General features: G+C 61.4%; 12 protein-coding genes. 7 read left to right on the top strand and 5 right to left on the bottom strand.

Features of this window, described 5'->3' with window-relative positions:
• Nucleotides 1-51: 51 nt before the first annotated feature.
• The 4 genes from ACM6IT_RS19925 to pdxH all read left to right on the top strand — a co-directional run bounded on the left by ACM6IT_RS19925 (nt 52) and on the right by pdxH (nt 5693).
• Nucleotides 52-2535 (top strand): beta-galactosidase, encoded by a 2484-nt coding sequence (locus ACM6IT_RS19925; RefSeq protein ID WP_414918546.1) that lies wholly within the window; start codon nt 52-54, stop codon nt 2533-2535.
• A gap of 219 nt (nt 2536-2754) precedes the next feature.
• Nucleotides 2755-3900, top strand: coding sequence for a serine hydrolase domain-containing protein (locus ACM6IT_RS19930; RefSeq protein ID WP_414913850.1), 1146 nt, complete (start codon nt 2755-2757; stop codon nt 3898-3900).
• A gap of 113 nt (nt 3901-4013) precedes the next feature.
• Complete coding sequence (locus ACM6IT_RS19935) at nt 4014-5021, top strand: OmpA family protein (protein ID WP_414918547.1); 1008 nt, start codon at nt 4014-4016, stop codon at nt 5019-5021.
• A 24-nt stretch (nt 5022-5045) separates the two neighbouring features.
• Nucleotides 5046-5693, top strand: coding sequence for a pyridoxamine 5'-phosphate oxidase (gene pdxH / locus ACM6IT_RS19940; protein ID WP_056720842.1), 648 nt, complete (start codon nt 5046-5048; stop codon nt 5691-5693).
• Nucleotides 5694-5698: 5 nt separating this feature from the next.
• Here the strand turns inward: pdxH and ACM6IT_RS19945 are convergent, their stop codons facing one another.
• Nucleotides 5699-5935, bottom strand: coding sequence for a hypothetical protein (locus ACM6IT_RS19945; RefSeq protein ID WP_056720840.1), 237 nt, complete (start codon nt 5933-5935; stop codon nt 5699-5701).
• Nucleotides 5936-6100: 165 nt separating this feature from the next.
• On the opposite strand from ACM6IT_RS19945, the gene ACM6IT_RS19950 reads away from it, so the two are divergent.
• Complete coding sequence (locus ACM6IT_RS19950) at nt 6101-6565, top strand: glycine zipper 2TM domain-containing protein (protein WP_056720838.1); 465 nt, start codon at nt 6101-6103, stop codon at nt 6563-6565.
• Nucleotides 6566-6669: 104 nt separating this feature from the next.
• Here the strand turns inward: ACM6IT_RS19950 and nhaA are convergent, their stop codons facing one another.
• A complete protein-coding gene (nhaA, locus tag ACM6IT_RS19955; RefSeq protein ID WP_414918548.1) occupies nt 6670-7857 on the bottom strand; it encodes a Na+/H+ antiporter NhaA in 1188 nt (395 codons plus the stop codon).
• Nucleotides 7858-8104: 247 nt separating this feature from the next.
• Here nhaA and ACM6IT_RS19960 point away from each other — a divergent pair, with 247 nt between their 5' ends.
• Entirely contained in the window at nt 8105-9202 is a 1098-nt protein-coding gene (locus tag ACM6IT_RS19960; protein WP_177336453.1) for a PLP-dependent cysteine synthase family protein, read from the top strand.
• A 95-nt stretch (nt 9203-9297) separates the two neighbouring features.
• Here ACM6IT_RS19960 and ACM6IT_RS19965 read toward each other — a convergent pair whose 3' ends face one another.
• The 3 genes from ACM6IT_RS19965 to ACM6IT_RS19975 form a co-directional block, all read right to left on the bottom strand.
• Complete coding sequence (locus tag ACM6IT_RS19965; RefSeq protein ID WP_056720832.1) at nt 9298-10911, bottom strand: NAD(P)/FAD-dependent oxidoreductase; 1614 nt, start codon at nt 10909-10911, stop codon at nt 9298-9300.
• A gap of 95 nt (nt 10912-11006) precedes the next feature.
• Entirely contained in the window at nt 11007-11675 is a 669-nt protein-coding gene (locus ACM6IT_RS19970; RefSeq protein WP_414918549.1) for a COG3650 family protein, read from the bottom strand.
• 159 nt (nt 11676-11834) lie between these two features.
• Nucleotides 11835-12431, bottom strand: coding sequence for a short chain dehydrogenase (locus ACM6IT_RS19975; protein WP_056720829.1), 597 nt, complete (start codon nt 12429-12431; stop codon nt 11835-11837).
• 105 nt (nt 12432-12536) lie between these two features.
• On the opposite strand from ACM6IT_RS19975, the gene ACM6IT_RS19980 reads away from it, so the two are divergent.
• Nucleotides 12537-13445 carry a LysR family transcriptional regulator gene (locus tag ACM6IT_RS19980; protein ID WP_414913847.1) on the top strand — a complete coding sequence of 303 codons (909 nt, stop codon included), beginning with the start codon at nt 12537-12539 and terminating at the stop codon, nt 13443-13445.
• Nucleotides 13446-13505: the final 60 nt, after the last annotated feature.

Below are 13505 nucleotides of genomic sequence, written 5' to 3' on the forward strand. Positions count from 1 at the left end.
CATCGCTTTTCCACTGGCCCATTGAAGGTCGTTAGGGAGAATTTCGTTCTCATGATTTGCCGTTCGTTGCCTGCTGTTTTTGCCCTGATGTTCGCAACACCGCTGTTGGCCGCCCCCGCCGGCCAGCAGACGCTGTTCAACTTCGTGCGCCCCGCCGACGTGGTCCAGGTGGCGACTCAGGACGCCAGCCTGCCGCAATCCAACGCCGAGCAAACCCCCGAAGGCGAAGTGCTGCGCCGGGTGACGTTCAACCCGGTCGCCCGGCCGACGTTGCGCCTGACCCCGCAAACCGGCGCCTGGGACTGGTCGCAGTCGGGCGTCATGAGCCTGCGGATCCAGAGCGCGATGGACTGGGCCTTGACCCTGTACGTGACCATCCAGAGCAACGACGGCAAGACACTGGTCAGTCGCGTCGATCTGCCGGCGGGGCCTGCGCAAACCCTGTTGGTGCCTTTGCAAGCGACATCACCGCTGAGCCTGGGCATGAAGGCTGGCCCGCCGATGCCGATGACCGTTGAGGGGCAGCGAGTGTTGCTGGCCAGCAGCGCCGGTGAGCTGGATCGCAGCCAGGTGGTGTCGGTGAGCCTGTCGATGGACCAGCCCAAAGCCGCGCAAAGCATCCTGCTGGAACGCTTTGGTGTGCAGGACGGCGAGTCGGTCACCCAGGCCGTTTATGGCGGTTTGGTGGATGCTTACGGCCAGTCGACCCGGGCCAGATGGCCGGAAAAAGTCAGCAGCGACGAACAGCTGAAAAGCGCCGCCAGCAAGGAGCAGCAGCAACTGAAAACCTGGCTGGCCGAGCGTCAGAAGTCTTCTCTGGATAAGTTCGGTGGGTTAGCCAAAGGCCCGTCGTTCAAGGCCAGCGGTTTTTTCCGAACCGAAAAACGTGACGGTCGCTGGTATCTGGTGACGCCCGAGGGGCACCCGTTTTATTCCCTGGGGGTCAATACCGTGGCTCCGGATGTCAACCAGACCTACGTTGCCGGTCGCGAATGGATGTTCGAATCCCTGCCCAAAGCAGATGACGCACTCGCCAGCCACTATGGCGAAGGCGACAACCGTGGCGGCAACGGTGCCGATCAGGGTCGTGGGTACAGTGCAGGTCGCTGGTACGATTTCTACGGCGCCAACTTGCAGCGCCTTCATGGCAACCCTTGTGACTCGAGCAGCGACAGTAAGGCCGGCGTAGCGGCCGCCGCCAAGGCCGATGCGGTTGAAGCAACGGCGGAAAAAGCTGCCGAGCAACCGGTCGTGCCTGCGGCTGCCGAATCCGGTGTCGCCGAAGCGGCCAAAACTGAGGCAGAAGCAGCAACGCCAACACCTGTAGAACCCTGCAAAGCCGCGTTCGACGAGCAGCGCTGGGCCAGTCACACCCTTGATCGCTTGCAGGCCTGGGGCTTCAACACCATCGGCAACTGGAGCGCACCCGCACTGGGCGACGCTGATCGTGTGCCCTACACCATGCCGCTGTCGATCGTTGGCGACTACGCCAGCATCAGCACCGGCACCGACTGGTGGGGGGGCATGCCCGATCCGTTCGACCCGCGTTTCGCCATGGCCACCGAGCGTGCAGTGGCGATTGCTGCCCGCGACCATCGTGACGATCCTTGGCTGATCGGTTACTACGCCGACAACGAACTGGCCTGGGCCGGTCCCGGCGATGACCCGAAAGCCCGTTATGCCTTGGCCTACGGCACCTTGAAAATGACCACCGACGTGCCGGCCAAGCGCGCATTCCTCAAGCAACTGCGTGACAAGTACCGCAATCAGGCGGGCCTGTCGAAGGCCTGGGGCATTGAGCTGCCAGCCTGGGAACTGATGGAGGATCCGGGGTTCGTACCGCCGCTCCCGAGCGCCGAGCACCCGGAAATCGAAGCCGACTTCAAATACTTCCAGAAGGTCTTTGCCGACACTTACTTCAAGACCATCTCCGACTCACTCAAGTGGCACGCGCCGAACCAGTTGCTGCTCGGCGGCCGCTTCGCGATCAGCACGCCGCAAGCCCTGGAGTCCTGCGCCCAGTACTGCGACGTGTTGAGTTTCAACATGTACACCCTGCAACCCCAGGATGGTTACGACTTCGCCAAGCTGCGCAGTCTCGACAAACCGGTGCTGATCACCGAGTTCAATTTCGGTTCGGCCGATCGTGGCCCGTTCTGGGGCGGCGTTACGCCGTTGGCGAAGGAGGAAGACCGCGGTCCGGCGTACGCCAACTTCCTCAAGCAGGCATTGAGCGAGCCGTCGATTGTCGGCGTGCATTGGTTCCAGTACCTCGATCAACCTGTAACCGGACGCCTGCTTGACGGTGAAAACGGTCACTTCGGGTTGGTGGGCATCACTGATCTACCGTTCCAGGGTTTTGTCGACAGTGTTCGCAAGAGCAACCTGGCGACAGTCGAGCAACTGGGCAAAGAGGCCGAGAAGGCTGCAACCGCCGCCGACAAAGCCAGCCACGACGCCGAGGGCGGCCGCAAGGCCGAGGCCGGCAAGGGGCCGGGGAAAGGCGCGGGTGGGCACTCCGGCAAAGGCCATTAATCGCTGAAACCGTGTCATCGTTCTTCGCGAGCAGGCTCGCTCTCACTTTGGAATGCATTCTCCTGTGGGAGCGAGCCTGCTCGCGAAGGCGTCATTGGCATCACCACTGCATTTCAAGTTGATGGCAGAGCGACCGCCCGGCCCAACCCTGTTCCCAAAACCCTCAAGGGCTGGAACAATGCCGACCACTTTGTAGAGCGTTAATCCGGGGAGTTGCGGGTGCAGATTCAGGGTCATTACGAGCTTAAGTTCGAAGCGGTGCGAGAGGCGTTCGCGGCGCTGTTCGACGATCCCCAGGAGCGTGGCGCCGCGTTGTGCATCCAGGTCGGTGGCGAAACCGTTGTCGATCTGTGGGCCGGCACTGCCGACAAGGACGGGGCCGAGGCCTGGCATAGCGACACCATCGCCAACCTGTTCTCCTGCACCAAGACCTTTACCGCCGTCACCGCGCTGCAGCTGGTGGCCGAAGGCAAGCTGCAACTGGATGCCCCGGTTGCGCGCTACTGGCCTGAATTTGCCGCTGCCGGCAAAGCGTCCGTCACCCTGCGTCAACTGCTCTGCCATCAGGCCGGTCTACCGGCATTGCGCGAGTTGTTGGCCCCCGAAGCCCTTTACGACTGGCAAACCATGGTCGACGCCCTGGCCGCCGAAACGCCGTGGTGGACGCCGGGCGAAGGCCACGGTTACGCGGCGATCACCTATGGCTGGCTGATCGGCGAATTGCTGCGCCGTGCCGACGGTCGCGGGCCGGGTGAATCCATCGTCGCGCGGGTCGCCAAACCGTTGGGCCTGGACTTCCATGTGGGCCTGGCCGACGAAGAGTTCCATCGCGTGGCCCACATTGCGCGGGGCAAGGGCAATGTCGGCGATGCCGCGGCCCAGCGCCTGCTGCAAGTGACCATGCGTGAGCCAACGGCCATGACGACCCGGGCATTCACTAACCCGCCGTCGATCATGACCAGCACCAACAAACCCGAGTGGCGACGCATGCAACAGCCGGCCGCCAATGGTCATGGCAATGCCCGCAGCCTGGCCGGATTCTACGCCGGCCTGCTGGACGGCAGCCTGCTGGAAAGCGAAATGCTCGATGAATTGACTCGCGAGCACAGCCTCGGCGAGGACAAGACTTTACTGACCCGGACCCGTTTCGGCCTGGGTTGCATGCTTGATCAACCGGATGTTGCCAATGCCACCTTCGGCCTTGGCCCGCGGGCGTTTGGTCATCCGGGTGCCGGCGGCTCCATCGGTTTTGCCGATCCGGAGCACGATGTGGCTTTCGGATTTGTGACAAATACCCTGGGGCCGTACGTCTTGATGGACCCGCGCGCGCAAAAGCTGGTGCGGGTTCTGGCCACTTGTCTGTAAAAGCGGCTATCGGGTTCCAGGGCTGGAACCCGATAACCTTTTCAGTTTCAAACCGTCTGCTTCTACCGGCCAATGTGGCCTGATTTTTTTGACTTCATTTTTGTGGATATCCAATGTCATCCAATAAAACCCTCGCTTTGGCCCTGTGCTTCGCTATTACCGGTTGCGCACAGACTCCACAGAAAGACGTGACGGCATCTGTCGCCAAGACTGAAAGCGGCAGCCACTGGTACTGGCCGTTCGGTTCCGACGACAGCGCCGGCAAGCCCGTGGCCAAGCCGGAGGTGAAGCCCGCAGTCAAACCCGTTGCGGCGGCCAAGGCTGAAACCGATAGCGGTAGCAAGTGGTGGTGGCCATTCGGCGGTAGCGAGCAGAGTACAGCCAAAGTTATGCCGATGCCTGACCCGAAAGTCACCCAGGCCTGGCTTGACGACTACGAACCGCGACTGCGCGAGGCGGTCAAGGGCAGCAACATGCAACTCGAGCGCCGCGAAAACGTGCTGGTAGTGACTGCACCGGTCGAAGGCTCGTTCAACCCGGATCGTCCGGCCATGCTGCTGCCGGTCACACTCGGTCCGTTCACCCGCGTTGCCAAGATCCTTGAAGCCGATCCAAAGACCGCTGTGTTGATCCTCGGCCACAGCGATACGTCCGGCGCGGCGCCGGCCAACGTCAAGCTGAGCCAGGAGCGTGCCCAGTCCGTTGCGGCGATTTTCCGTCTCAGTGGTTTGCAGCGTGATCGCCTGATGCTGCGTGGCCTGGGCGGTGACGCGCCGCGTGCCGCCAATGACAGCGTGCAAGGGCGTGCGTTGAACCGTCGCGTGGAACTGCTGGTGACCCCGCAAAACACCATGGTCGCGCTGCTGAGCAAGTACAACATGCCGGCTCCGGCACCTGTGACCATGGTCGCTGCCGCGGACGCCAAGCCGGTCGTCAAGCCTGTGACACCGGCCCCTGCGACTAAAAAGGCTGCTGTTCCAGCGACGAAAAAAGCGCCCGCGAAAAAAGCGTCGGCCAAGAAAGCACCTGCGAAAACCGCAACGCCGGCAAAAAAGACCACACCAGCCAAAGCCTCCACGGCTGACAAGAAAGTCGTCGCCACTGATACTGCAAAGCAGTGATTCGTTAACCAAAAGGAATGCGCCATGACCCAGGGCCTGGCTGATATGCGTCGTGACTACACCCGTGATGGCCTGACCGAGGCACAAGCCCCGGCCGAGCCGTTCGCACTGTTTCACCAGTGGTTCGCCGACGCGGTGAAAACCGAGCAGGCACCGGTGGAAGCCAACGCCATGACCCTGGCCACCGTTGACCAGGACGGTCGACCGCACTGTCGCATTCTGTTGCTCAAGGGCCTGGACGAGCAGGGCTTCACCTTTTTCACCAACTACGAAAGCGCCAAGGGCCAGCATCTGGCCGCGAATCCGTTCGCGGCCATGACGTTTTTCTGGCCGGCGCTCGAGCGCCAGGTGCGTATCGAAGGACGGGTGGTGAAGGTGACGCCTGAGGAGTCCGACGCCTATTATCAGGTCCGTCCGCTGGGCAGTCGCCTGGGGGCCTGGGCGTCACCGCAGAGCCGGGTGATCGCCGGTCGTGGCGAACTCGAAGCGCTGCTCAAGAATACCGAGCAACGTTTCAGCGACACCCAGCCCCATTGCCCGGAACACTGGGGCGGTTATCGCCTGCTGCCGGAACGCATCGAATTCTGGCAGGGCCGCCCAAGCCGCCTGCACGACCGCCTCAATTACCGCCAGCAGGGCGCCGACTGGATTCTTGAACGTCTGGCACCCTGAGCAGTCTACCGATCGGGATAGCCTGCCGCAGCGGCCTCCAGCCACTTCGGCAGGTCTCGACGCTTGATCTTCTGCGCCCGGGCACTCGCCAATCGTTCGAGCATGAAGGCTTTTTTCTGCTCGTCCTTGCCCGCCAGCGCTAGCGCCAGGTCGCGGTCCATCCAGCGTTTGATCCGCACGTACAGCCACCAATGGAAGTACAAACCGGCAACAGTCGTGACGACGATGATAAAGTAGTCCATTGAAATCCTTGGCCAGTGGGGCAGTTTTGCGAATTTGCCGCTACTGTGTGAGTTCGTGGAGGCGCCTTAACGGAGCCTGAATCAAACCAATTTTACCCGGGCGATGCCGTGACAGGCGTCAAGCCGCGGAGTTTAATGAACAACTGTTTCTTTGGAGTTGATGCTATGCGTAAGTCTGTCCTGCTGGTTGCTTCCTTTTCCACGATGGCGATGTTGCTCACTGGTTGCCAATCGAGCCTGACCGGTGACTCCTACTCCCGTGACGAGGCGCGTCGGGTGCAGACCGTTCGCATGGGCACTATCGAAGCATTGCGCCCGGTGAAAATCGAAGGCACCAAGACCCCGATCGGCGGCGCTGCAGGCGCAGTGGTCGGTGGCGTTGGCGGCAGCTCCATCGGTGGCGGCAAGGGCAGTATTGTTGCTGCGGTCATTGGCGCAGTCGCCGGCGGCCTTATCGGTTCGGCCGCGGAAGAAGGCCTGACCCGCACCCAGGGTGTGGAAATCACCGTACGCGAAGACGATGGCAGCATGCGCGCCTACGTACAGGAAGTTCAGCCGAACGAAGTGTTCCGTGTTGGCGAGCGTGTGCGCATCGCAAGTGTGAATGGCACCAGCCGCGTTTCGCACTAAACGCAAACACTGGATAAACAAAAAACCCGATCAGGTGACTGATCGGGTTTTTTGTTTTGCGGCTCAGGCGAGTCTTGATTGGCGCCAGGGTTTATTGCGGTTTATCAGGAGGTCAGCGCACTGTTCTTGCGGCTTGCCATCGCCGTCACCACATAACCGATCAGCGCCGCCAGAATCGAACCGGTCAAGATCCCCATGCGGTCCATCCCGGCGAAATCACTCACGCCCGGCTCGAAGGCCAGCGAGCCGACAAACAGGCTCATCGTGAAACCAATGCCACAGAGAATCGCCACGCCCAGTATCTGACCCCAATTGGCGCCTTGGGGCAGGGTGGCGATACCGGTTTTCACCGCCAGCCAGGTCAGGCCGAAGACGCCGACGGTCTTGCCCAACAGCAACCCGATGGCGATGCCCATGGGGACGTGGTGAGTGAAGCTTTCAACGGTGACACCGCTCAGGGACAGGCCGGCATTGGCAAAGGCGAACAGTGGCAGGATGCCGTAGGCCACCCACGGATGCAGGGCGTGCTCCAGGGTCAGCAATGGCGAAGGCTCGGCATTTTTCGTGCGCAGCGGAATGCAGAAGGCCAGGGTCACGCCGGCCAGCGTGGCGTGGACACCGCTCTTGAGCACGCAGACCCAGAGGATCAAGCCAATGATCATGTACGGCCCGAGCTTGACCACGCCAAGCCGGTTCATCCCGATCAGCGCCGCAATACAGGTCGCGGCCAGCGCCAGGGACAGGGTCGACAGCGCGCCGGAGTAGAAAATCGCAATGATGATGATCGCGCCGAGGTCGTCGATGATCGCCAGGGTCATCAGGAACAGTTTCAGCGATACCGGAACCCGTTTGCCCAGCAGCGCCAGCACGCCAAGGGCGAAGGCGATGTCGGTGGCGGTCGGGATTGCCCAGCCGTTGAGGGCCGCTGGCGTGTCGCGATTGAGGTACCAGTAGATCAGCGCCGGCACCACCATGCCACCAATGGCGGCGGCACCGGGCAGGACGATTTGCGACGGTTTGGACAACTGGCCGTCGAGGACTTCGCGCTTCACTTCCAGGCCGATCAGCAGGAAGAACAGCGCCATCAGGCCGTCGTTGATCCAGAGCAACGCCGGTTTGGCGATTTTCAGCGCGCCGATCTGGGCCACCACGGGAGTGTCCAGCAGGCCGTTGTACAGCCACGACAGCGGCGAGTTGTTGATAATCAGAGCCAGAACGGCAGCGGCGATCAGTAACAGACCGCTGGCAGCTTCCAACTGAAAGAAACGCGTGAAAGTGCTACGCAGAGGCAAGGTCGCTCTCCATCTGTGAATTCAAAAGGTGTTACACCCTAACAAGTACTGTTAGTTGTTAAAACAAAAGTTATATTCTTTTTTGTTATATGTCGTTACAGACTGATCCCTCAGCATTGACCTGAGCCTAGCAGTTGCCGGGCGTATTGGATTTCAGCTGTACCTGTGCCGGACGCGGGTTTTTTCCTAAGCTTGTTGGATGAGCCTTTTCAAAAGGCAGACTCCTGCCCGATACAACGAGAAAACCATCATGAGCGACAACCGACAGTGGTCCCGCGAAGCGATCCGGATCATCGAAGCCGATTTCCAGCGCAGCGCCGACACCCACTTGATCCCCTTGCCGCTGCCGGGTTTTCCAGGCATCGAGTTGTACTTCAAGGATGAGTCCAGCCACCCCACGGGCAGCCTCAAGCATCGCCTGGCCCGTTCGCTGTTCCTGTATGCGCTGTGTAACGGCTGGCTCAAGCCCGGTGCGCCGGTCATTGAAGCTTCCAGCGGTTCCACGGCGATTTCCGAAGCGTACTTCGCGCGCATGCTGGGCTTGCCGTTCATTGCGGTGATGCCGGCGACCACGTCCAAGGAAAAGATCGCGCAGATCGCCTTCTACGGTGGCCAAAGCCACCTGGTGGACGATCCGACCCGGATCTATGCGGAGTCCGAGCGTCTGGCTCGAGAACATGATGGACACTTCATCGACCAGTTCACTTACGCCGAGCGCGCCACCGACTGGCGGGCGAACAACAACATTGCCGAGTCGATCTTTCAGCAGATGCGTTTCGAGCAGCATCCCGAGCCGAGCTGGTTGATTTCCAGCCCCGGAACCGGCGGCACCACGGCCACCCTGGGCCGATATGTGCGTTATCGCCAATATGGCACCCGCGTACTGTGTGCCGATGCCGAGCGTTCGGTGTTCTTCGATTACTACCAGACCGGCGATGCCAGCCTGCGACTGGACCACGGCTCGCGTATCGAAGGCATCGGCCGGCCACGCGTGGAAGCGTCGTTTCTGCCCAAGGTGATCGACGCGATGGTCAAGGTGCCGGATGCCTTGTCGCTGGCGGCCATGCACTACCTGGCGGAGCGTCTGGGACGGCATGTGGGTGGGTCGAGCGGGACCAACCTGATCGGCGCACTGATGGCCGCCCAGCACATGAACGCAGCGGGGGAGACGGGCTCGATGGTGGCGATTCTGTGTGACAGCGGCGAGCGCTACGCCACGACCTATTACGATCAGGACTGGCTCAAGGCTCAGGGGTATGAGTTGAGCGGTTTGGTGGCTGTTGTGGCGGCGACGGTGGAGCGGGGGGAGCCGTTGCCGGCGAGCGTGCTGCGCGCCAATATCTGACACAAATGAAAAGATCGCAGCCTTCGGCAGCTCCTACAGGAGATGGTGTAAATCCTGTAGGAGCTGCCGAAGGCTGCGATCTTTTACTTTAAACCTTAAGCCTCCAGGCCAAGGATATCCCGAGCCACAGCCTCGGCAATGCGAATCCCGTCAACACCCGCCGACAGAATCCCGCCCGCATAACCGGCGCCTTCACCGGCCGGGAACAAGCCCTTCACGTTCAGGCTCTGCAACGACTCGTTACGGGTAATGCGCAGCGGCGAGGAAGTGCGGGTCTCGATGCCGGTCAGCACTGCGTCGTGCAGCGAGTAACCACGAATCTGCTTCTCGAACGCCGGCAAGGCTTCGCGAATCGCTTCGATGGCGAATGCCGGCAGCGCCAGCGCCAGATCACCCAGGGCGACGCCCGGCTTGTAGGACGGCTCGACGCTGCCCAGTTCGGTGGACGGTTTGCCCGCGATAAAATCGCCGACCAGTTGCGCCGGGGCTTCGTAGTTGCTGCCGCCGAGCACGAATGCGTGGGATTCCAGGCGTTCCTGCAACTCGATACCGGCCAGCGGGCCGCCCGGATAATCGACTTCCGGGGTGATGCCGACGACGATACCGGAGTTGGCATTGCGCTCGTTACGCGAGTACTGGCTCATGCCGTTGGTGACCACGCGGTTCGGCTCGGACGTCGCCGCCACCACGGTGCCGCCCGGGCACATGCAGAAGCTGTAGACCGAACGGCCGTTCTTGGCGTGGTGCACCAGTTTGTAGTCGGCGGCGCCCAGTTTCGGGTGGCCGGCGTACTTGCCCAGGCGCGCACGGTCGATCAACGACTGTGGGTGCTCGATGCGGAAACCCACCGAGAACGGCTTGGCTTCCATGAACACGCCACGGCCGTGGAGCATGCGGAAGGTGTCGCGAGCGCTGTGGCCGAGGGCGAGGATCACGTGTCTGGAGTGGATCTGCTCACCGCCATTGAGTTCGACGCCGACCAGTTGGCCGTCTTCGATCAACACATCGGTGACACGCTGCTGGAAGCGCACTTCGCCGCCCAGGGCGCGAATCTGCTCACGCATGTTTTCCACAACGCCAGTCAGGCGGAACGTACCGATGTGCGGCTTGCTGACGTAGAGGATTTCTTCCGGGGCACCGGCCTTGACGAATTCGTGCAGGACTTTACGGCCGAGGAATTTCGGGTCCTTGATCTGGCTGTAGAGCTTGCCGTCGGAGAACGTCCCCGCGCCGCCTTCACCGAACTGCACGTTGGATTCCGGGTTGAGCACGCTTTTGCGCCACAGGCCCCAGGTGTCCTTGGTGCGCTGGCGTACTTCGGTACCGCGCTCGAGGATGATCGGCTTGAAGCCCATTTGTGCGAGCAACAACCCGGCGAAAATCCCGCACGGGCCGAAGCCGACAACGATCGGCCGCGCGCTCAGGTCGGCTGGTGCCTGGCCGACTTCTTTGTAGCTGACATCCGGCGCCACGCTGACGTTACGGTCATCGGCAAACTTGTGCAGTACCGCCGCCTCATCGCGAACTTCAAGGTCGATGGTGTAGATGAAGCACAGTTCGGAGGACTTTTTGCGCGCATCGTAGCTGCGCTTGAACAAGGTGAAATCGAGCAGGTCATCGCTGGCAAGCCCTAAGCGCTGCACGATGGCAGGGCGCAGGTCTTCTTCGGGATGGTCGATCGGCAACTTGAGTTCGGTGATTCGTAACATGGCGGGATCCGGTTCGCGGGGCGCACAACTGCGCCAGGGCGTTTGAAGCCCGCGATTATAAGCCTCAAAGGCGCAGGCCCGTGAGGCTTAAACGATCAGTCGTCGCGCGATCCGCCGAAATACCCGCAGCCGCGCTGCACCTGACCGTCGATGCGCAGTTCGGCGCTCATGTGCTGGATGCTGCCGGTGCTGCTGTCGACGCAACGTTGCGGTGCAACCCACAGTTCGATGTTCTGGTTGTTGGCTTCGGTACTGAGGTTGAAACGGCCATCGCCCAGTTGCTCCTCGACGTAAGGCACGGCCAGCGGCGGCTGGCCGGCCCGGTCGAGGACCATGCCTTTGCCGCTGACTTTCACGCTCCACTGCGGGGTGTGGCCGGCGGCGCGCAGGATCAGCAGCTTGAAATTCGGATCGTCGCACGCGTTGCCCGAGCGCTCGACGCGGTACAACTGCTCCAGATCGAGCTGGCCGTCACCACCGCTGCCGGCCACAACCCGCCCGCGCACGTCGGCAAACAGCTTGCCCTGCTTGTCCGCCAGGTTTGCGGCCTGCTGCAGGACGCTGGTACCGCCCGTGTCGTTGACCACGTAGCGGTTTGTCTGGTTGCACGGCTGGAACAGCAGTTTGCCGTCCGCCGCGGTCAACTGGCCTTGCATGCGTGTCTGGCCGACATGGGAGGCGTTCTGCCGCTCACCCTCGAACAACTGGCAAGCGGCGAACAGCGGAAGCAGGGCAACGAGGACTAAGGAACGGGCAACACGCATCTTGGGGTCTCCTGACAAGTGCCGCCACGTTACTCAGCCTGACCGTTCATCACAACCCGTTATCGTCTCCACTTTGTATTGGCGCGGAAAGATCGCAGCCTTCGGCAGCTCCTACGGAATACGCGCACGCCTCTGTAGGCGCTGGCGATCTTTTGCTTTTCAGATGTGAAAGGTCTGACCTGTTTGCAGGCCTTCCACGCTTTTGGCGTAGGCCAAAGCCACATCCGCCGCAGGAACCGGCTTGAAGCCACGAAAATACGGCGCGTATTTGCCCATGGCTTCGACCAGGACATTCGGGCTGATCGAATTCACACGCAGGCCGCGGGGCAGTTCGATGGCGGCGGCGCGGACGAAGCTGTCCAGCGCACCGTTGACCAGTGCTGCCGAGGCACCGCTGTAGATCGGATCGTGGCTGAGCACGCCGGTGGTGAAGGTGAATGAAGCTCCGTCATTGGCGAACTCACGACCGATCAGCAGCAAATTGACCTGGCCCATGAGCTTGTCTTTCAGGCCCAGAGCAAAGCTCTCTTCGGTCATCTCGTTGAGCGGTGCGAAGGTCACGTTGCCGGCGGCACACACCAGTGCATCGAATTTGCCGGTCTGCTCGAACAGTTTGCGAATCGAGGCGCTGTCACTGATGTCCACTTGAAAGTCGCCGCTGGTGCGACCGATGCGGATGATTTCGTGACGTTGCGACAGTTCCCTGTCGACGGCCGAACCGATGGTGCCATTTGCGCCGATCAAAAGAATTTTCATGGGGGGGATCCTCGTGTGGGTTGAACGAGGTTTCAGTTTAGGGTGGTTTTTTCTCCGGATAAGCGCACTAATAGGCAACCTTTGGTTTTCAAATGGAAACAATCCATGAGCGAGATGGATGACTTGGCGGCGTTCGCGGTATTGATCGAAGCGGGGAGTTTTACCCTGGCGGCGCAGCAGCTCGGTTGCAGCAAAGGCCAGCTGTCCAAGCGCATCAGCCAGTTGGAAGCGCAGTTTTCCGTGGTGTTGTTGCAACGCACCACCCGCCGCTTGAGCCTGACCGCCGCCGGTGCTGCGTTGTTGCCCCAGGCCCAGGCGCTGGTGGTGCAAGTCGAGCGGGCCCGCCAGGCCCTGGCGCGTCTGAAGGACGACATGGCCGGCCCGGTGCGGATGACGGTACCGGTGTCGCTCGGGGAAACCTTCTTCGATGGCCTGTTGCTGGAGTTCTCCACCAAGTATCCCCAGGTACAGATCGAGTTGGAGCTCAACAACAGTTACCGAGAACTGTCCCGCGACGGCTTCGATCTGGCGATTCGTTCCGACGTGGCCATTGACCAGCGACTGGTGGCGCGTCCACTGCTGGCGTGGCAAGAACTGACCTGTGCCAGCCCGGCCTATCTGGAACAATACGGTGAACCGCAAACCCCCCAGGCGCTGGCCGAACATCGCTGCCTGCTCAACAGCCATTACAGCGGTCGCGAAGAATGGCTGTATCACCAGCAGCACGAGTTATTGCGGGTGCGGGTGTCGGGGCCGTTCGCCAGCAACCACTACAACCTGTTGAAGAAAGCCGCGCTGGTCGGCGCCGGTATTGCGCGCTTGCCGTCCTACTGTTTGCCAACGGAACTGGCCGACGGGCGTTTGCGATGGCTCCTGCGCGATTATCAGACCCGCAGCATGCCGATGTACCTGGTGCATCCGTATCAGGGCGGATTGCCCAAGCGCACGCAGGTACTGGCGGATTATCTGATCGGGTGGTTCAAGCGCAGTGGGGAGGTGCTGGATCGGCTTTGAACCATCACACGGACCCTGTAGGAGCCGCCGAAGGCTGCGATCTTTTGACTTTGGTTTTTT

Source organism: Pseudomonas sp. IT-P4 (assembly GCF_949767755.1).
GTDB classification, from domain to species: domain Bacteria; phylum Pseudomonadota; class Gammaproteobacteria; order Pseudomonadales; family Pseudomonadaceae; genus Aquipseudomonas; species Aquipseudomonas monachiensis.